Source organism: bacterium, from assembly GCA_022616075.1.
GTDB lineage: Bacteria > Acidobacteriota > HRBIN11 > JAKEFK01 > JAKEFK01 > JAKEFK01.
In genome coordinates this window covers 1-18,801 of record JAKEFK010000366.1, presented here as the reverse complement: position 1 = coordinate 18,801, position 18,801 = coordinate 1, and the positions used below count along the sequence as shown (strand labels likewise).

Below are 18,801 nucleotides of genomic sequence, written 5' to 3'. Positions count from 1 at the left end.
GCCTTGCAGCGCGCTTCCGCATTTGGTTTTTCCGGAGCAGTACTGATTGCATTGGAAGGAGAAGTTATTTTGAGCAAAGGCTATGGCTGGGCAGACCGTTCCAAAGAGATTCCCATCACACCGGAAACGGCGTTTGCAGTCGCGTCTATAACCAAACCTTTCACAGCCGCAGCCATTCTGAAACTGGAACAGCAAAACAAACTGAAAACAAGCGATTCAATCAGCACCTACTTGGGATCCGTTCCTGTCGACAAACAAAAAATCACGATCCAACATTTGTTGACGCATACTTCAGGACTTGCTGATCAATATGCAGCTGCGGGAATTACGGATCGCTCGCAGGCAATTCAGCGCATTCTTACCATGGTACTCCAGGGAGCACCTGGTGAGAGCTTCCGGTACTCCAATGATGGCTACAATTTGCTCGCAGCCATTGTAGAAATTGTTTCAGGCAAGACGTTTTCTGATTATGTGCGCGAGGAGTTATTTGTTCCCGCAGGAATGAAGGAGAGTGGGTTCTGGGGTGAACCAAACTTCTTGCCGGAGAATCGAATCGCTCACAATTACAACATGGAAACGGACAATGGTGCTCCCCAATATATTAAAGCGTCCTGGGCGGATCGCGGCTCATCCGATATGATCACAACAGTTCATGATCTTTTCCGCTGGCACCTTGCACTGCAAAACGGCAAAATTTTTCCACCCGAAATACTGAAGAGAATGTACAGTCCTCAAGCAAAGCGGGAAGAAGAGTGGTATTACGGATACGGATGGCATGTGATCACCACACCCCGTGGGACAACGGATATTTACCATGGAGGTGGAGATTATCCGCGCGGAGTGACGGCCGAGTTCCACCGGTATGTGGAGGAAGGAATTACCACAATCGCCATCTGCAATTCCATGATGGATGATGCGGGACTGGTTTCAATCCCGCGCGAAACATTCAGAGCAATTCTTTTCGGAGGCGACCACTCTCCGGCACCCCCCGATGCTCATATTTCTTTTGAGCCTTCCAAATACACAGGAACATATCGGTTTCAGGATGGGAGTCTGCTCCGGATTGTCTTCCAGCGCGGACAGCTTGTTGCGAAAGTTGAAGGGCAAAATGCAATCGGTCTTCTGATCGGATACAAACCGGAAATAAATACGGAACTTGAAAAATTGAATCAGCGCTTACTGGCAGTTTTGCAAAAGGCTGAAAAGAATCAATTCTCTGAAGAATGGACATCCGATCAGGCGAAAGTAGCGAGCGACGGCTTCGGAACGCTGCAAAGGTTTGAGGTTCTTGGGACCGTTCCCATCACACCGGATGATTTATCCACCACTTACGCTAGACTCCATTTCACAGGTGGTACGGAGGTGTATCGATGGAATTGGCGCAAGGAAAGATTTGTCCAAATCTTATCAGGCACGCCTTATCCTGTAATCGCGCCCATGGTCATCCGGCAACCAGATCATTTTGTTACCCACCACTTGCTCATGAAAACGACCGCTTACATCGAATTCCAGAAGGGCGCGGTAAAATTGCATTCCCAATTCGGCGCTGCAGTAGCTAAAAAAGTAAACGATCTCTCGCAGATAAACACAGATGAACACTGATAAATGAATGATTTAGAATCTATGTTTATCTGTGTTCATCTGTGGTTTCGACCTACTTTTCGGCCAGTAAAGCTTTTTTGGCTGCAGCCAGATCCTTGAGATTCTCTTCCGGTATTTTGGGGTAATGCAAATCAAGTGCTCCAAGTGTCTTGATGATCGCGGAGGCAACAACTATCCGTGTGTACCATTTATTGTCCGCCGGAACAACATACCACGGAGCATTTTTTGTGGCGGTGTTCTGGATCATCCTTTCGTAAGCCTTCATGTAGTCTTTCCAGAAGCTCCGTTCTTTCACATCTGCGGCTGAAAATTTCCAGTGCTTTTCTGGGTCTTCCAGCCTCGCCAAAAATCTCTGTTTTTGCTCTTTCCGCGAAACATACAGGAAGAACTTGAGAATCACGATGCCATTGCTACTTAAATATCGTTCAAACGCGCGGATATAGCGATATCGTCTTTTCCAGACGTTATCGCCCAGCAGCTTTTTGGGGACTTTTTGTTTCGCCAGCAGTTCGGGATGCACCCGCACAATCAGAACTTCTTCATAGTACGAACGGTTAAAAATGCCGATCCTGCCCCGCTCCGGCAGATGCCTCTGGCAACGCCATAAAAAATCATGATCGAGTTCCTCAGAAGAGGGAGCCTTGAAAGAGGCAACCTGGCAACCTTGCGGATTCACTCCCGACATCACGTGTTCGATGGCGCTGTCTTTACCGGCTGCGTCCATCGCCTGAAAGATCAGAAGCACCGACCAGGAATCCTGTTCATATAGCATCTCTTGCAGCTCTGACAATGCTTCCACTCCTGTCTCCAGTGCTTCCTTCGCTTTCTCCTTATCATCCTTTTCCATGTTGCCTGTGTCAGCAGGATCGATCTCCTTCAAACGAAATCCCTTACCTTTCTCAATGCAGTAGGGTTCGGCAAGCTTCTTCGATTTTCTAATGAGTTCCTTTAAGTCGGCCATTCCGTTCTCCTTTGTAGATTGCACACCATTGTATACATGATTTAATTGTTCCTATGAAAATCCATATCAAAAAGTTGGGAAGTGAAAATGCGGAAACAGTGTTCGATTGGGTTAACCGATTGCTGATGGAGCTGGGTGAAGAAGGAGAAGAGCTTAGGATTCATTTTCACCGGTCCAAAACTGAAAAAACTACTGTAGCGCGGACGTCCCGTCTGCGCAGAATCGCAGGCGTGACGCCCGCGCTACTTTGTTTACTGCGTTCTCTTCGAAGGCTGCACGAATCTTTTGAGCATCACAAACTCCTTAGTTTTTTCCCCGCTGGATGATTCCATGGAGAAGAAGGTCGGCGATTCGGGAAGCCTTATCTTCCACTTCTTTTCTTTTACCCAGCTCTCGCGTCGTGAGACTGTAGGGCAGCAGTGAATTCGTTGCCCAGATGAAACCCTGAGCAACGGGATTCACGTCTGAAAACTGGAATCTACCGTTTTTCTTTCCTTCCTGGAGGACTTCCTCAAGCACGCTTGCTTCCTTTGCAAAATGAGTTTCCCGCCTACTCATCAAAGATCCTCTGAGTGAAGCGAGAAGATCGTTCAGGCTTTGTGAATAGTTGCGAACAGAATCGAAGCGAAAGAGTACACGCGTGATGAGCATTTTCTTGAGCTTCTCTTCAGGAGCACTTTCACCTTCGGCGATCCAGCGCAATTGGACAAGCAATCGTTCCACAATGCGATCGATGTGCGAAAGCGTGACGCCTTGTTTGCTGGGAAAGTGCAGGTAAATGGTTCCTTTTCCAATGCCGACCTGTTGTGCAAGATCTTCCATTGTCATTTTTTTGTAGCCGTATTTTGCAAGAAGGTGATCGACACCATCCAGAATCAGGTCCCGAATATCTCGTCGCTGCGCGATTACTCTCATATGACTAATGACTAATATTGTATTCTGGTCATATCGGACTTGTCAAGTTTCGTGACTGGCTTTAACCTTTTTGCATGCCACCAGCGGAACCGGCCCCTTCCTGGAAACAGCGCATTGCCGCTTTTCGATACGTGTTCCAGCTGATGAGAATGGTCTGGCAAGCGCATTCCCAATTCACGGTTGCAATGGCCTTGCTTCGGTTTGTGCGCGCCTTCGTCCCGGTCGGAACATTGTGGATCGGGAAACTCATCCTTGATACAGTCGCGGCTGCTCTCACTGCAACGCCCGATTACACTCGTCTCTGGAAATTGATTGCGCTGGAAGTCGCCATAGTCGTCTGCGGTGAAGCGCTCGCAAGAGCTTCTGCGCTCGTGGAAAGCTTGCTGGGTGATCTCTTTTCAAACCACACAAGTGTCCGTTTAATGCAACACGCAGCAGCTCTGGACCTCTATCAGTTTGAAAACGCAAAATTCTACGATCAGCTTGAAAGAGCACGCAGGCAAACCACCGGACGCATCTCGCTGCTCGCGCAATTCTTTTCCATGGGTCAGGATATCCTCACGCTTCTTTCGCTGGGGGCAGCGCTGCTGGTCTTCAGTCCTCTCCTGTTGTTATTGCTCGCAATTGCTGTTTTCCCAAGCTTCCTTGGTGAAACTCATTTTGCTTCACTCGAATATTCTTTGTTTTTTCGGCGAACGCCCCAGCGCAGGCGGCTCGATTACATCCGGTACATGGGCGCCAGCGATGAAACAGCCAAGGAAGTTCAGATCTTCGGATTGGCTCCCTGGTTAATCGATCAATTTCGCACTCTATCATCACGATTCTATGAGGAAAACAAACAACTTTCGATTCGAAAAGCCATTGTCTCTTCCCTTTTGTCCTTGATCGGAACCGCTGGTTATTATACGGCGTACGTCGTAATCCTGATCCGCACAGTCAAGGGAATTTTGACACTCGGCTCCATGATTTTTCTAGCAGGAGCGTTCGCTCGGAGCCGCGACTTGATTCAGCGATTGCTTCTTACCGCGGGCGATCTCTATGAACAGAGTCTGTATCTCAAAGATCTTTTTGATTTTTTTGAAATGAAACCGACGATTGTTTCACGACCCGGCGCGATTGCTGTGCCGGAAACAATTCAGCAGGGTTTTGTTCTGGAGAATGTCGGATATCGATATCCCGGAAGTGAACGGTGGGCTTTGAGGAACATTTCCTTTTGTATCGCGCCCGGCGAGCGACTTGCATTTGTGGGAGAAAATGGCGCCGGAAAAACCACTCTCGCAAAGTTACTGGCGCGTTTGTACGAACCTTCAGAAGGCAGGATCCTCTTAGAAGGGGTTGATCTTCGCGATTACGAGCTGAATTCTTTACGCAAATCAATTGGCGTGATCTTTCAAGATTTCGTGGAATACGATTTACCATTTGATCAAAACATCGGAGTCGGTGAAATCGACCGCGTTAAAGAATATGTGAATTCAGACAATGGAAATACAAATGTGCCTTCGGAGATTGTTTCCGCTGCGGAACGTTCCCTGGCAGCGTCACTTTTATCCCGTTTGCCGGACGGATATCGTCAGATGCTTGGATATCGCTTCGATAACAGCGTTCAATTATCGGGTGGAGAATGGCAAAAAGTTGCGCTGGCGCGCGCTTACATGCGGGACGCGCAGCTGCTGATTCTGGATGAGCCCACCGCTGCGCTCGATGCGCGCGCCGAGTACGAAGTTTTCATACGATTTTCCAAGCTGGTTGAAGGGCGCATGGCAGTCATCATTTCTCATCGATTCTCAACCGTTCGAATGGCGGACCGTATCATTGTCTTAAATGACGGAAAAGTCGTAGAAGAGGGAACGCACGATCAACTCCTGGAAAAGAAGGGTCTCTACGCTGAATTGTTCTCGCTTCAAGCGGAAGGCTACCGGTAACAATTCGTAACAAATTCGATAAAACTTTGAAAGGATTCACGGGTTTCTATTGTAGGGGCGGCGCGCATTTGTGTTTTTTACAAATGCTGCGCCCGCCGAGTGCCGGGCAGAGCATTCGCAAAAAACGCGAATGCCCTGCCCCTACAAAATGGAGGAACCCGATGAATTTTCAAACGCTCATTTTGATCGGATTTGTTTTGCTGCCGGACTTTCTTTTTGGCCGAACGTTGCATGAGAACAAAACAATTCACGTCCCGGATGGCCGGGTCCGCTATTTTCACTATTATCTGCCGGCACGTCTGCCGGATCATTCCCCCATCGTCATTCTTCTACACGGAGGCTCTCAGGACTATACACAAATTCTAAAGAAGAACTCCGCTCAAAATGAGTGGATGAAACTTTCTGATGAAAAGAAATTTCTGTTGATCATTCCCAATGGAATTGAAGCGGGCACCGGAAAAGCGGACGGAACAAACCAGCACTGGAACGACTGTCGCGCCGATGCGGGAGCCGTTGAAAGCGGAGCGGACGACGTGGGATTCATCAACAACCTAATTGACTGGGCCATCAGGAAGTATCAAATCGATTCAGAGCGGGTTTATGCAACAGGCGCTTCCAACGGCGGAATGATGTCCTATCGTCTGGCGACTGAACTCTCGCACCGGATAGCAGCGATCGCTGCCTTTGTAGCCAATCTTCCGCAAAACAGTGAATGCACGAAACCCGCACGGCCAATTTCCATTTTCATTTGCAATGGAACGAAAGATACATGGATGCCATGGAACGGCGGCAACATAATCAAGAATGGAGGCTCTGTACTATCTGCGCGCGCGACGCGGGACTCCTGGATCCAGCTCAATTCCACAACGACTTTGCCGTCTCAGACAAAGAAATTCAATGATCTGGATTCCGCAGATGGATCGATTGTTCGGAGTGAATTGTACGATAAGGGTAGGCAAGGCACCGAGGTTTTGTTTTACACGGTTAAAGGTGGTGGCCATACAATTCCAAGCGTCCGGCACTTGCTTCGTCCTTTTGTGGAATGGATTGTGGGACCGCAGAATCACGATATGGAAAGCGCCCGGGAAGCCTGGAATTTCCTGAGCAGGCACACACTGCAGAATTGACAGCAGGCCGAATTTCCTTATACTGACCTTAACGGTTGAGTAAATACTCAGCTGAAATTTTAGGAGGCGCCTGTGTTTGTAGTTTCTCATCTCAGGGATCAATCTGCCTCCGAATCGTCAGTTCGACGATAGTCGGACGCTCCCCATTCAACCATAACAACATGGTGGGACAAGTGTGTCTCATTTTTTGTTAGAAAACGCAGGCGAGACGCCCGCGCTACAGGAGAAACTACAGTGCACTTACAACAATTAGGTTGGAATTCTGAATTTCAGAATCATTTTTCTCAGCTGAATTTGCGCAATTGCATTCCCGCGCGCGTAGCTGAGGAAAACAAAGGACTCTATCGCGTATTTTCGGAACCAGGCGAACTCTTCGCAACCATTCCTGGCCGGATCCGTTTCCACGCTGAAGACCGAACCGATCTGCCTGCGATTGGAGATTGGGTTGCGATAACCCCGCGAGTATCCGAAGGTCGAGCAACGATTGAAGCGATTCTTCCGCGCAAAACCGTTCTTTCACGCAAGGAAGCCGGCAAAGGGCTGAGTGAACAGGTCATGGCAACCAATCTGGACACGATTTTCATCGTAACGTCTTTGAATCAGGATCTAAACGAAAGGCGGGTAGAACGTTATCTCGCAATCGTATGGGAAAGCGGCTCGCAACCGGTCTTACTTTTGAACAAAGCGGATCTTTGCCCGGACCCGGAAGCGTTTCGTGAAATGGTTTACAACGTTGCCCATGCGGTCGCAGTACATATTCTTAGTGCAGTCAGTGGAGAAGGACTTGCGCAATTGGCGCAGTATCTTGAATACAATAGAACAGCTGCGTTCATCGGTTCATCCGGTGTTGGGAAGAGTACGATCATCAATGCGCTGGCGGGTCGAGTGATGCAGCGCGTGCAATCGATTCGGGAATGGGATGATCGTGGACGTCACACAACAACTTCCAGACAAATGATTCTTCTACCAGAAGGAGGAATTGTCATTGATACTCCTGGCATGCGAGAAGTCGGACTGTGGGAGAGCATTACGGGGATTTCAAAGACTTTTCAAGATCTGCAAGATCTCGCTTCACGATGTAGATTCCGGAATTGCAAACACAAAGGAGAACCAGGCTGCGCGATTGCAGAAGCAGTGGAAGAAGGAATGCTTACTCAGGACCGTGTTGATGGTTACTACAAACTGCAGGCCGAGCTGCAATTCATCGAAAGAAAGACCAGTTTTCACGCGCGCCAGTCGGCCAAGGCCCAGGCCAAACGGGGAGCCAGAGCAATGAAACGATTTTACAAGGACGCTTAGCGAGCCTCCGGCACATATTCGGTCGATCGAGAAACCACAACAAGGAAAAGAAAACAGCCGGCACCATAAAGCGTTAAAAACAATCCATCGATCGAAAGCCAGAGACTCAGGATCTTTTGGTCCGGAATGTAGTAGAAGCTTGGAGAGATTCTATCCAAGATTCGATAGCCCACCAGGCCGTTGACCATTACGCCCAATACGGCAGTGACACATACGTATAAGTGAGCTTTTGCAAGGCGAACTGAAGGTGACTTACCGTTCGCCCATCGTGGAAGCGCCTGATAAACCAAACCGAAGAGAGTCATCCCGATCCAACCCAGCAATCCCACGTGACCATGAATGGGCGCCCACGGACACGCGACCTCCACACCTCCGTGCAGGTAATGCGCTAGTGGCCCGTAGCCCGTTAACAGGCCCAGTAACATGAGTGCGATGCCCCATCGAATGAATCGCAAAGCCAAATTTTCCATTGCAGGAACCTCCTGTACTGCTAAATTCTATCTCCTAGGAGGAATTATGAAGAATACGATTCTGTTGCTGCTCGTGATTTTTGCTGTTTCATTCGCATTTGCGCAATCACAACGCCTGGAAAAATCACCACGACATCAAGAATGGGTGGCGATAAAAAATGGCGAGAAGTCGATTCATTCGTTCGTTGTTTATCCCGAAAAGAAAGACAAAGCGACAACGGTTATTGTCATTCATGAAAATAAAGGACTGACGGATTGGGTCCGAACCGTAGCAGATCAACTTGCAGAAGCGGGCTATCTTGCGGTTGCGCCGGACTTGCTTTCGGGTACAGGACCAAACGGCGGTAAAACCAGCGACTTCACCAGCGCAGACGCCGCGACAGAAGCCATCTACAGGCTTTCACCGGAACAGGTCACTTCTGACTTGAATGCCGTTGCGGATTACGCGGTCAAATTGCCCGCTTCAAATGGTAGGTTGACCGTAGGTGGTTTTTGCTGGGGTGGTGGACAAACTTTTCGTTTTGCAACCAACCGGTCCGATCTAAAAGCGGCCTTTGTCTTCTACGGAAGTTTTTCATACACAAAGGATGATCTGAAACGGATTTCAACCGCTGTTCATGGATTCTATGGGGGCAACGACGCGCGCATCAATGCTACCCTTCCTGAAACACAAACACTTATGACGGAACTAGGGAAGACTTTTGAACCTATGACTTATGAGGGCGCGGACCACGGATTCATGAGGAAAGGAGAGGAAGCAAACGCTTCCGAAGCGAACAAAAAAGCCCGTGATGCTGCGTGGGAACGCTGGAAAAAACTGTTAGCGACCGTATAACTCTGGCAGAACATTTGCTTTGCCTCAAAAAAGAGGTGAAGTATGAGATTTACGATTGCAGCATTTGCTGTTTTGGTTTTGTTTGCAGGTTTCGGTTTTGCACAAGCTCCGGATTATAAAACGGAAGTTTTTGGACTCGCCGGAATCGCGGGTATTCATGATGATGAAAGCTATTTGGGAACAGGAATCAATTTCGGAGGCGGACTCGGACTGCGGCTCTCACGAAGGTTCGGGTTTAACATTGAAGGATACTATGCTGACAGTACACGGAATTTCTCATCCGGAGTCCACATAGAATCGAATGCAACGACTCTCGCCGTTGATTTCCATGTTTATTTTCCAACCGGCAAGGTTGAACCCTATGTTCTCGTTGGAACCGGTCTGACCCGTTTCAATCAAACGGGAAGTTTTATCGACCCAGAGTTTCGTTCCACAGATACCGGTTACACACTTCAATGGGGAGGTGGAGCTCGCATTTTCCTGGCACCTCACGTCTCGATCAGACCTGAATTCAAATGGGTTTCTTCGAGCAACATCAGTTTTGTGAATCAGCTTCGCGGAACTGTTTCGGTCGGATATCATTGGTGAGCGCGCCTAACAAATTGGATAATACGCTATCCGATGTATGTGACCTGGGGAACGCCATCACAGAAAGTAACCGGTGTGCGAGAAACGGCTGAAACGCGTTCACCCGGAACGATGATACCGACCAGATTCAACGGATCGGCTGCAGAGAGACGGACGATTTCGCCCGAAGGCTCGATCTTGCGAATCGCGCGCAGGGAATCCACTGCTAAAGGCAAAGCGAATTGTTCTCCAACAAATCCGCTGATGAAACGGCCGCCACGCACTTCGCCGCGATCTTCCAATCTACGGAACGTGAGCAACAGCTCGCGCCACCGCGGCACAAGTGTTTCGCGTTGCACAACATCGCGAAAAACAACGCCATAGCGTTCGAGCAACATGCGGCATGCGGCTTCCACATTTGGTTCCGTCTCGGCCGTATTCTGAGCGCGCAAAACGGACCACCGGCCGGCGCCCGAACGGCTAATCTGGAGCGCTTTCTTGCGATTCTCCAGTAGTGAGCGAAGACTATCGAAACCGTCTGCTGTAACGAAACCGGCTGTGACCAGCTCCCATAAAGCTGTTTCCACCTGACGCTTCTTGAGATTCGTGCATCGAACCAGATCGGAAACAAAAGAAGCCCCCTGTTTCTGCAACGCCTCAAAAACCAGAGACGCCTCAGGACTGAACGCAAATTCGGACTGTGAAGGTGCTTTTTGGTGGAGCCATTCACAATGTTCACGGATGAAAAAAGTAATGGGCGCCGCAGTGCCAGGAATACTCCTGCGCGTTGTTGAAAGCGCGGAGGGAGAAGAGAAACGTCCCCAACCTACGATGCCTGTCCAGCAAAGCTTGTCCAGCATGGCTGGATCGTAATTGCTAATTCTTTGCGCGAGGATATGCCGTTCCCACTCGCGCGCCGGTATTTCAAAACCTTGCAGTTGTCGCAGCACTTCGGCGGCGCCTCGTTCGCCGCGTAGTTGGGTTCCCGGAGCAACATGTTGCCAGCGGAACAACCATCGCAGAAATTGGGCGGCAGTCACCGGCTCAATCTGTTTTCGCACAGTACCAATCGTGAGCCGGTGGATTCGCGCCAGAAGTCGCCGGTCGCACCACTCAACTTGAACGCCGTGAGCAATCTTAAATTTTCCGCGGAGAACGGAACCCGATGATTCCAACCGGAGCAACGCCTGTTCTATTTCATCTGCAGGCAGAGCTAACGTTTCAGAAAATATTTCAGCAGTTACCGGTCCGCAGTAAGGCATCCATCCGCGAACAATCGAACAGACAGAATCTTCGTGCGAGATCTGCGGAGCTTCCACATTTGCGGGCGCGTTAAGAATCTCAGCAGAAGGATACGCTGCGCGGAACGCTTGAAACCGCTCAGCAGCAAACCAGACTTCCCGTCCGCTGCAATGCGCAATTCCGGAACGCTTCTGCTTTATTAATTCTTCCAAAAACTCAGACCAGAGCTCCCGCGGCTGGAATCCGAATGAAGAGAGGTTTGCCGGCAATGCAATCACAGAAAGCAGAACATCATGCAGTTCCTCCACTGTGCGAACGTCCGGGATGCTTTGTTCGACCACGTCTGCAATTGCGGCAGGATCCAGCATTCCAACTTCGCCGACCACCTGCTCCGGTAAAACCCGCCTCATACTGACGGCGCGGGCGCGCCTTTCTTCCAGCGGCGCATCATCCAAATAGGCATACGGATTCGCATTCAGTATTTCATGTGAGAATACTGACGGGATTGCAGTATCCACTGCAAGACATTCGATCGAACCATTTTGGATTTCCTGTAAAACCTGCTTCAATCCGGTCAGGTCCATTGCCTCCTGCAAAACATCTTTCATCGTTTCTTGAATCAATGGGTGATCGGGCAGTTGAATATCCCCCACAACATTGTCCTGGCACGCCGCGGCATCCGGAAAGACCGATGCGAGCAAATCTTCCGTTCGCATCCGGAGAATCTGCAAGGGAACTTTTTTCCCGCGTTGAAAGCGGATCACTGCGAGCGCGCGCATCGCATCCCATCGCCACCGTGTCCCGAAAAGGGGCGAAACTAGAGCAGCCTGAGTCACCACAGATTCTACGCTATTAGAATGTAGAAACCGGAATACGTCCGCAAGCTGGAAACTGTGCTTTTCCGTGAGCGAAATGTTCAGGCCGTCATCGGTGGCGGAAGCTTGCAGTTCCAGATTGAAAGAGCGGCAAAAACGCTTGCGCAAGGCGAGTCCCCATGCTTTGTTGATCCTCGCTCCGAAAGGCGCGTGAATCACCAGCTGCATCCCTCCCGATTCATCGAAGAAACGTTCCGCAATAATCCTTTTTTGCGTCGGCACTGCGCCCAAAACTGCCACACCTTCCAGAATATAAGCGAGGATTTGCTCAGAGCCCGGTTTGTCCAGACCGCATTCTGTGATCAGCCGGCTTACGGCTTCCGCCGGCGAGACGCCCGCGGTACAAACCTCTTCGCGAAGTTGCGAGACATGCGCTGATAACTCTTCCGTACGGGCCGGGGCCTCTCCGCGCCAGAACGGAACTGTGGGTGGAGCACCATGCGCGTCCTCCACCAGCACTCGGGCAGTAGAGGATTGTACGTGACGAATCATCCAGGAAGTTGTGCCGAGAAGCATGATATCGCCTGCATTACTTTCGATTGCAAAATCTTCATCCAGAGTTCCTACAACGTTTCCTTCGGGTTCTGCTATGACCGTGTACATTCCATTTTCAGGTATGGCTCCACCGCTCGTGATGGCAGCCAATCGCGCGCCGCGCCTGGCGCGAAGAATTCCCTGAACTCGATCGCGATGCAGATACGCTCCATATCGCCCGCGTGAAGCAGCAATACCCTCAGAAAGCATTTCCAAAATGGAATCAAACTCCGGGCGGCTCAAGTTTCGATAAGGATACGCGCGGCGAACCATTTGAAACAAATCTTCTTCGCGCCATTCCTGAGAAGCGCAAGCTGCGCAGATTTGTTGCGCCAGAATGTCGAGTGGAGCTTCAGGAATCATCAATCGATCGAGATCTCCTGAACGAACGGCGCGGACCAACGCGGCACATTCGACCAGCTCATCGCGCGTCGTTGGGAAGAATCGCCCTTTGGGCACTGCGCCTCGCCAGTGACCGGACCGCCCGGTTCGCTGCAGCGCCACTGCAATCGACCTGCATGAACCGATTTGACACACAAGGTCAACCGTTCCAATGTCGATTCCCAATTCCAGCGAAGCAGTGGCAACCAGCACTTTGAGCTCGCCATTTTTGAGCTTCTTTTCCGCAGCATGACGAATTTTGCGCGAGAGACTGCCATGATGCGCAGCAACGACATCTTCTCCCAGCTTTTTGATCAATCTGTGAGCGGTGCGTTCGGCAAGTTTGCGTGTATTCACAAAGACAAGAGTTGAACGATGATCGTTAACAAGCTGCGCAATCCGCTCGTACACTTCATCCCAGAGATCATGAGAAGCGACGGGACCCAGTTCACTGTCCGGAACCTCGATACCCAGATCAACTGCGCGCTTGTGTCCGACGTTCACAATCACCGGCTCGGGACGTTCTGATCCGCAAAGAAAGCGCGCAACTTCTTCGATCGGTTTTTGCGTGGCGGAAAGTCCAATCCGAACGGGAGGTTTTTGCGTCAACGATTCCAATCGTTCCAGCGAAAGCGTCAGATGAGCGCCACGCTTGTCATCTGCAACTGCGTGGATCTCATCCACAATCACAGTCTCCACGCTCTGCAATATCGCGCGGCTTTTCTCTGCGGTGAGCAAAATGTAAAGTGATTCAGGCGTCGTTACAAGGATGTGTGGTGGCTTCCGGAGCATGGCAAGCCTTTCCCGCGTGAGCGTATCGCCGGTGCGCACTGCCGTACGGATCTGTTGCATCTTCATCCAATGTTTTACTGCAAGCGCGGAAATCTCATGCAGCGGTGTCTGCAAATTCACCTGAATATCGTTGCTCAACGCGCGCAACGGAGAGACATAGAGAACTTCTGTTTGATCCTTGAGCTCCCCATTCAAAGACTTTCGCACAAGACGTTCGATGCACACAAGAAATGCAGCAAGCGTCTTGCCGGAACCGGTGGGAGCCGAGATCAAAGTTGTTTGCCCTGAAACGATAGGAGGCCAACCCTCTTCCTGCGGCTCAGTAGGTGTCCCGAATTTCTTGAGGAACCACTCCTGGACTATTGGATGTGCCCACTGAAGGCTATTGCAGGTTGCAAATTGCATATTGAATAGTTTCGAACTAACGGGTCGCCATTGCAAGATGCATTTTTCAACATGCATTATTTTTTGGTTCACGGTATATTTTTGTTGACGAGGAAAATCCTTTCTTTGCTCACGCCTGTGCTAATTCTGTTTTGGGCTTTTTCTTACGAATCATGATCAGGTTCGCTTTGCGACGCAGCTGCAGAACAACGCGGGAAAACTTCGAGTTGCTGCATCGATTTTGCTTACTCTCCCGGGTGTTCCTTTTCTCTACTATGGCGAGGAAGTTGGAATCCAAAACGGACCAGCTTCGGGAGATGAATCAAAGCGCACGCCGATGCCGTGGGATGATTCGCGTAGTGGAGCTTTACGACAGGTTCCCCATGGTATGAATTTTCGCCAGGTAAGAATTCCGCAAACGTACAGGATCAAGCCAATAAGCCGGCATCGTTGCTATCACACTATCGCAACCTGATCCATGCACGCAAAAACTCGGGCGCATTACGCTCCGGTGATCTCCAGTTGCTCACACAGGGACCTTCTACCGTTTTGGCATTCACTCGTACTAATAGTGTAGAGACCGTGGTAGTGGTTCACAACCTGGGCGATTCCTTTGTGACCGCCGGGCCGCTCGCCGTAACTGCGGTTCGTCTGGAGGCAGTCTTCACTGATGGCAATCCGGCGAATCCTTCCGGTTCGTCAGGTCGCTGGACTTTCGCGATGCCGCCTCACTCAACCGGAGTGTGGAGACTGCAGTAACAAGGACCGCTTTCTCCTGCGATACCAGAAGAAATAGGCAGGAACGCCGGTAGCAATGATAATAAGCCCGGCAATACTTTCCTTTGGTTGCTTGATGATTGTATTTACAACCAGAGCCGCAGCGGCAAGTATGAATACAACCGGAGTATACGGATAACCTGGAACTTTGTATCCGGTTTCCGTTTCAGTAGAACGTTTTCGCAGAGGAAAGACGCTGGCAGCTGCAAGCCCATAAAAAATCCATCCGCCAAAAACCACGTATGTAAACAACTGTTGAAATGTGCCTGTCATTGTAAGAACGACTGCCCATAAGGAACCGGCAACGATGGCGAAGACAGGCGTTCTGAAGTTAGGGTGAACCTCGGCCAGTTTTTGAAAGAAGAGACCGTCTTTTGCCATTGCATAGAAGACGCGCGGCAGCGTGAGTGGAATGCTATTTCCGGCGGAGAAAATGGAAATCAAAATTGCGGCAGCCACAATCTTTCCAGCCCAATCTCCTACCACTGCCGAAACAGCGGACGCCGCAATACGATCCGTATTTGCGGCAGATCGACCCAGCGCTGAAACGTAAGAAAGATTTGCGATCAAGTAAATGAAAATCAAAGTCAGCAGGCCGGCCAGAAAAGCGCGTGGATAGTTGCGCGCAGGATGGATCACCTCCGAACCGCTGAATGTTGCGAATTGCCATCCTTCATAAGCCCATAAAACACCGATCATCGCAACGCCTGCGCTGGAGAATGTTGCGATACTCCAGGAGTCAGGCCAGAGATTCGTGTAAAGATGCGTTGAATTCCTACCCAGCACAAGGAGAGCGATACTCATGATTAAGATCGCCGAGACTTTCATTGCCGTTGTCCAATTTTGCAGATCAGAGCTTCGCCTCGTTCCACGAATATTAACAAGAGTGACCACTGCGATCATGAGAATGGAAACAAGCTTTGACAAAACAGGACTGAGCTGAACAATCTGGTTCAGGTAAGCGCTAAAAGCAGAGGCGAGCGTGGCCGTCGCGCCGCTGCCGATCACAAAAAAGAGTGTCCAACCATAAACGAATGCAGGTAATGAGCCGAACCCATCCCGAATGTAATTGTAGAGTCCGCCGGCATTGGGGTTCCTTGCGCTCAATTCGCCGTACGTTAGCGCCCCTAATAAGGAAAGGATTCCACCGAATACCCATACAAGAAGAGCAACACCAACGGATGCATCCACGCTGCGGAGTACAGCCCCGGGAATGATGAAAATTCCGGAACCGATCACCGCGCCGATGATCAGCAAAACAAGATCGCGAAGAGAAAGAGTTCGAACCAGTTCAGCCATGTTTGCCTATTGTAGCAAAGTAGCGACGGACGTCCCGTCCGCGCCAACCGCAGGCGAGACGCGCTACTCTGTTTACTTCCGAATGGGATGGGCTTCCGTATTGAATACAAACTTTGATAAATCCAACGTTTCGCGAGGCGCAAACAGAAGGTAAAGATACTTCAAAGTCTCAGCTAGAAAATAACTTTCCATGCTATCCCTCTTCTCTTTTGTTTCGACGGAGACCAACGCCGCATAACCTCGTCGGGTCCTGCAATACTTCCTTAAGCCTTTCAGAAAAGTTTCTCCCATCTTCAAATACACGGGATCGTTTGTGAAGTAATACAGGTAATATGCTGATTCCATGATTTCCGGCCGAAGCGGATAGCCGTCATAGGTGATCTTCATCGTACTGTAATCAATCTCTTCCGGCTCGATTCCGAATTTGGTCCACATCGCGTAAGAAGACTGCTGTAAAGCTCTGGCGCGCGAAAGGTCGCCCGATAGCGCAAGCACAGCGGGAAAGAATGCATCCAGCGCTCCGAATTTTGTAGCAACACGCTCACCCGTTTCCATATTTACGGTTCCATACCACAGACCGGTTGGTCTCTGATCCGCAAGATATTTGTTCAACGCTGCAATGCTTCCTTTCCACATTGTATGGCAATCCTTATCATCGAATAGGAGCCAGCATTTGTACAGGTACTCGTAATAGGAATCGATGCCGCCGCCGATATGGCTGTTTTTGTACGAATTCCAGGAGTGCAAAAATTCATCGCGAACTTTTTGTTGAAGTTTTTCTTTGTCGACTTCTTTTTGACCGGAACACTGAACGTGCAGCGAGAGGACCAGAATGAGGAGAAGGAATTTAGTCGCAGACGGGACGTCCGCGCTACTTTGGTGATGGGACGACACCAGGCAAAATGACCTGTTTCTTTTCATTCACATTATAGATGCACGCACTCCTGTTCAGAGACCGAACCCTCTCCAATTGCGCCTGCTCCGTATCCCAGTACCGAAACCTTCAATGGATTTTTTCCAAACGCTCTGAATTCCATTCTCTGAGAATTCTCCCACGGAATCTTTTTCGCTGACAACTTTTTTCAATGTCCGGGAATTCCACCGATCAAATTGGGAGCGGGACCGCTTCCTCTTACAATCCTGTAGGAAAGAATCGATCGCTGGATCGCAAAGTAGCGCGGGCGTCCCGCCGGCGAGCTTGCGCAGACGAGACGTCCGCGCTACTTATTGCAATGAGCCGGCAGCTTTCACGAATTGCGCGATTAGCGGATGTGGATGCTCCGGAGTGGATGTGAGCTGCGGAACGAAAAGAGTGGCAACGTAAAAGGGGTGGTTATGAAGTTCGACAATTCGTGCTTCACCATCGGGTCCGATGCCGGAAAGACGGAGAGGTTCACGAAGGAGAACATAACGATAGTCAGGATTCAAGCCGAAATTGCACATAAACTGCTCCACCGCAGCTTCCTTTTCATAGGATGCATAGGTCAATGTTTCGGGAAGAATCTGAACCTGTTGTGACTGCTCTTTCAGCGAGCAATACAATTTTGTGATAACAAGACTGCCTGTATCCGGTGAAGTTTCTTCGTGTTCCGCATCCTGAATCCCAAGAACGTTTCTTGCATACTCTACCAGAGCATGTTGGAAGCCGCCTCACGTTGCAAAAAAAGCCCGCAATCTTTCCCGTGCGAACCGAATGGCGCTTAAGGCCCCTTCCATACTCTTGTAAGGACTTCCCGAAGCGCACCAGATGCCCTCAAACGAATCGAGATTTCCCGTTCCCTGTGTTCCAATCACATCCGTCCCAATCCATTCTGGTTCGATTGGAATCGAAAGATGCGTCGCAGCATGACGGAGTGATTCATTGATGGTCACATGGTGTGACCATGCCGGCTCGTAGTCCCCAATAATTGCAATCCGTACAGGCTTCAAAGTATTTCCCCCATTGCGTTCCATGGTACCAGCAACTGTTAAACAACTCAACAAAGTAGCGTAGGCGTCCCGCCTGCGGACGGTCGCAGACGAGACGTCCGCGCTACTTTGCTTACTTTATTCTGCGCCAGACCAGATCGACGTTATCGCGCCGGTCAATCATTTTTGTGAAACGGCCTTTCTCATCAGGAACAAAAATCTTGATTCCGCGAGGAGCGCCTTTCCTAAAAAGCCTGGTTTCATTCTCCGGAAACAATTCCTCTTTTGCTCGTCCGGTGCGCTGTCCGATCAGTTTGTTGTCTTCCAGCGTAATTGTGTAAACAACATCGGATTTGAGCTCATAGGCGCCCGTAAAACGTTGGAGTTGTTCTGGAGGTAACGTTACCGCAGTTAGTTCACTTGGATAAACGGAAATGTGTGAAGCAATCACTTTCCATTGACCATCGATCTTCATATAGGTGTCGGTACTGCCAAACTCCGTTTTTAACATTTGACCGTAGAGTTCAAGCTCTTCCTTATCGCGATGGGAAATGACCGCAACATTACCGTAATCCCTGACATGAACATCCGTCACTTTGATTTTGCCCACGTAGCCTGGAGGCAAAGGATTGAAATCTTTTAACAATTCTGCCTTTGTCAAAACCTGACCGTTTTCTTCTCGGATGATCCAGGAATCCGCGAGATATTTCTCCCAGACTTCTTTTTTACCCGTCGCAATTGCGTCCATCAGTTCTTGTGCGATTGCCGTCAGCTCTTGTTCCGTTTTCGGATTAGCCGTTTGAGCGAAAGCAAGAGGGGAAATCAACGAAACACAAAAAAGGATTCGTAGTGTTAGCATGGAAATAATTTAACGCAAAGAGGATCATAAGCGAAGTAGCGCGGACGTCTCG

Annotated in this window: 18 protein-coding genes; 9 read left to right on the top strand and 9 right to left on the bottom strand. The window is 49.9% G+C overall.

The genetic code is table 11. The features are described from left to right. The coding region (locus tag L0156_28205; GenBank protein MCI0606885.1) for a beta-lactamase family protein at window positions 1-1,602 on the top strand (1,602 nt) is incomplete at its 5' end. A gap of 52 nt (window positions 1,603-1,654) precedes the next feature. Here the strand turns inward: L0156_28205 and L0156_28200 are convergent. After that, the gene (locus L0156_28200; protein MCI0606884.1) at window positions 1,655-2,563 is read right to left on the bottom strand and encodes a polyphosphate kinase 2 family protein; all 909 of its coding nucleotides are present in this window, start codon (window positions 2,561-2,563) and stop codon (window positions 1,655-1,657) included. Window positions 2,564-2,616: 53 nt separating this feature from the next. Here L0156_28200 and L0156_28195 point away from each other — a divergent pair, with 53 nt between their 5' ends. Beyond that, complete coding sequence (locus tag L0156_28195; GenBank protein ID MCI0606883.1) at window positions 2,617-2,889, top strand: hypothetical protein; 273 nt, start codon at window positions 2,617-2,619, stop codon at window positions 2,887-2,889. On the opposite strand, the gene L0156_28190 is transcribed toward L0156_28195, so the two are convergent. Then, window positions 2,867-3,478 (bottom strand): TetR/AcrR family transcriptional regulator, encoded by a 612-nt coding sequence (locus L0156_28190; protein ID MCI0606882.1) that lies wholly within the window; start codon window positions 3,476-3,478, stop codon window positions 2,867-2,869. The two genes, L0156_28195 and L0156_28190, sit on opposite strands and share 23 nt — an antisense overlap. 74 nt (window positions 3,479-3,552) lie before the next feature. Between L0156_28190 and L0156_28185 the strand changes: the two genes are divergently transcribed. The 3 genes from L0156_28185 (at window position 3,553) to rsgA (ending at window position 7,826) form a co-directional block, all read left to right on the top strand. Then, window positions 3,553-5,400 carry an ABC transporter ATP-binding protein/permease gene (locus tag L0156_28185; GenBank protein MCI0606881.1) on the top strand — a complete coding sequence of 616 codons (1,848 nt, stop codon included), beginning with the start codon at window positions 3,553-3,555 and terminating at the stop codon, window positions 5,398-5,400. Between the two features lie 161 nt (window positions 5,401-5,561). Next, window positions 5,562-6,527 (top strand): prolyl oligopeptidase family serine peptidase, encoded by a 966-nt coding sequence (locus L0156_28180; GenBank protein MCI0606880.1) that lies wholly within the window; start codon window positions 5,562-5,564, stop codon window positions 6,525-6,527. Window positions 6,528-6,761: 234 nt separating this feature from the next. Beyond that, on the top strand, window positions 6,762-7,826 hold the full coding sequence (gene rsgA, locus L0156_28175; GenBank protein ID MCI0606879.1) for a ribosome small subunit-dependent GTPase A: 1,065 nt from the start codon (window positions 6,762-6,764) through the stop codon (window positions 7,824-7,826). On the opposite strand, the gene L0156_28170 is transcribed toward rsgA, so the two are convergent. Then, window positions 7,823-8,296: a hypothetical protein gene (locus L0156_28170; GenBank protein MCI0606878.1), complete on the bottom strand. Its 474-nt coding sequence runs from the start codon at window positions 8,294-8,296 to the stop codon at window positions 7,823-7,825. The genes rsgA and L0156_28170 overlap by 4 nt on opposite strands. Window positions 8,297-8,342: 46 nt before the next feature. Here L0156_28170 and L0156_28165 point away from each other — a divergent pair, with 46 nt between their 5' ends. Both L0156_28165 and L0156_28160 read left to right on the top strand, forming a co-directional pair. After that, complete coding sequence (locus L0156_28165; GenBank protein MCI0606877.1) at window positions 8,343-9,131, top strand: dienelactone hydrolase family protein; 789 nt, start codon at window positions 8,343-8,345, stop codon at window positions 9,129-9,131. A gap of 42 nt (window positions 9,132-9,173) precedes the next feature. Further along, entirely contained in the window at window positions 9,174-9,719 is a 546-nt protein-coding gene (locus tag L0156_28160) for a porin family protein (GenBank protein MCI0606876.1), read from the top strand. A gap of 26 nt (window positions 9,720-9,745) precedes the next feature. Here L0156_28160 and L0156_28155 read toward each other — a convergent pair whose 3' ends face one another. Next, window positions 9,746-13,927 carry a DEAD/DEAH box helicase gene (locus L0156_28155; GenBank protein ID MCI0606875.1) on the bottom strand — a complete coding sequence of 1,394 codons (4,182 nt, stop codon included), beginning with the start codon at window positions 13,925-13,927 and terminating at the stop codon, window positions 9,746-9,748. A gap of 178 nt (window positions 13,928-14,105) precedes the next feature. On the opposite strand from L0156_28155, the gene L0156_28150 reads away from it, so the two are divergent. Then, window positions 14,106-14,381, top strand: coding sequence for a hypothetical protein (locus tag L0156_28150; GenBank protein MCI0606874.1), 276 nt, complete (start codon window positions 14,106-14,108; stop codon window positions 14,379-14,381). Further along, window positions 14,357-14,665: an alpha-glucosidase C-terminal domain-containing protein gene (locus L0156_28145; GenBank protein MCI0606873.1), complete on the top strand. Its 309-nt coding sequence runs from the start codon at window positions 14,357-14,359 to the stop codon at window positions 14,663-14,665. The genes L0156_28150 and L0156_28145 overlap by 25 nt, the downstream gene beginning before the upstream one ends. On the opposite strand, the gene L0156_28140 is transcribed toward L0156_28145, so the two are convergent. From L0156_28140 to L0156_28120, 5 genes are all read right to left on the bottom strand, one after another. Next, window positions 14,639-15,982: an amino acid permease gene (locus L0156_28140; protein ID MCI0606872.1), complete on the bottom strand. Its 1,344-nt coding sequence runs from the start codon at window positions 15,980-15,982 to the stop codon at window positions 14,639-14,641. The two genes, L0156_28145 and L0156_28140, sit on opposite strands and share 27 nt — an antisense overlap. Window positions 15,983-16,054: 72 nt before the next feature. After that, the gene (locus tag L0156_28135; GenBank protein MCI0606871.1) at window positions 16,055-16,903 is read right to left on the bottom strand and encodes a glycoside hydrolase family 47 protein; all 849 of its coding nucleotides are present in this window, start codon (window positions 16,901-16,903) and stop codon (window positions 16,055-16,057) included. Window positions 16,904-17,206: 303 nt separating this feature from the next. Further along, window positions 17,207-17,524: a hypothetical protein gene (locus L0156_28130; protein MCI0606870.1), complete on the bottom strand. Its 318-nt coding sequence runs from the start codon at window positions 17,522-17,524 to the stop codon at window positions 17,207-17,209. Between the two features lie 108 nt (window positions 17,525-17,632). Continuing rightward, window positions 17,633-17,935 (bottom strand): hypothetical protein, encoded by a 303-nt coding sequence (locus L0156_28125; GenBank protein MCI0606869.1) that lies wholly within the window; start codon window positions 17,933-17,935, stop codon window positions 17,633-17,635. An 88-nt stretch (window positions 17,936-18,023) separates the two neighbouring features. Further along, entirely contained in the window at window positions 18,024-18,749 is a 726-nt protein-coding gene (locus tag L0156_28120) for a DUF4440 domain-containing protein (protein MCI0606868.1), read from the bottom strand. Between the last annotated feature and the right edge of the window lie 52 nt (window positions 18,750-18,801).